At 57.6% G+C, this 1,087-nt stretch carries 1 protein-coding gene; it reads left to right on the top strand.

The annotated features are described in order from the left end of the window. Positions 1-215 precede the first annotated feature (215 nt). Positions 216-1,087: glycosyltransferase family 4 protein (locus tag NKG60_RS32160; protein WP_352870023.1), on the top strand; the 872-nt coding region annotated here is incomplete at its 3' end.

Here is a 1,087-nt window from a genome sequence, read left to right as displayed (position 1 = left end):
TCTTTTTATCGAGCCGGTGAAACATTTCTCATGGATCGCAGTTCTTGGATCCAGAGGAGTTGAATAAGGGCAACCTATTGCACGCGAGGAGCACGGACGGCACAACTATAAATACGCTCTGTATAGAATACTTCGCAACCGGAAGCTCTCGCTCGTCTTGGTTGCCGCCGAAGCTTGTTTGAAAGACGGCGGTCGCCGCCGAAAAGATTTTCTAAATGAAAATAGCCCAGATCGCGCCGCTAACCGAATCCGTGCCGCCCCGAACCTACGGTGGAACCGAGCGAATTGTTTCGTATCTGACCGAAGAACTTGTCCGACAGGGCCACGAGGTGACGCTGTTCGCCAGCGCCGATTCTCGTACCTCAGCTGAGCTGGTGCCGTGTTGCGACGTCGCGCTGCGCCTGAACCCCAGGGTCCAGGACGGTGGTCCGCACCACGTCATGATGCTTGAACGGGTGCGCCGGCGAGCCGATGAATTCGACGTTTTACATTTCCACGTCGATGTTCTGCACTTCCCCATAATTCGGGATTTTGCCAGTCGAACGGTTACCACGCTTCACGGCAGGCTCGACCTGCCCGATCTGGCGCAGCTTTATGCAATGTTCGACGACGTTCCCCTGGTCTCGATTTCCTTCGACCAGCGCCGGCCCATGCCGCCCGTCAATTGGGTTGGAACCGTGCATCATGGCCTGCCCCGCGATCTTCTGCCATTCCACCCGAACACCTCTGGCTATCTTGCGTTTCTCGGTCGCATCTCGCCGGAAAAGGGGCCGGAAGCGGCCATAGAAATAGCAGCGCGGGCCGGGTTTCCTCTGAAAATCGCCGCCAAGATCGACAAGGTGGACCAGTCGTTCTGGAAGGAAAGGGTCGAGCCGCAAGTGCTGCGGCATTCGAACGTGGAGTTCATTGGCGAGATCGATGAGCGGCAAAAGGCGGATTTTCTGGGCAATGCGATAGCGCTTTTGTTTCCAATCGACTGGCCGGAACCCTTCGGGCTCGTAACGATCGAAGCAATGGCCTGCGGTACGCCGGTGGTTGCGTTCCGGCGTGGCGCCGTCCCGGAGATCATCGATGACGGTGTGTCCGG

Origin of the sequence: Mesorhizobium sp. M1428, from assembly GCF_040317515.1 — a bacterium.
In the GTDB taxonomy this organism is placed as follows: domain Bacteria; phylum Pseudomonadota; class Alphaproteobacteria; order Rhizobiales; family Rhizobiaceae; genus Mesorhizobium.
The sequence above is the reverse complement of the archived record's forward strand: the minus strand, read 5'-3'. Positions and strand labels throughout refer to the sequence as shown.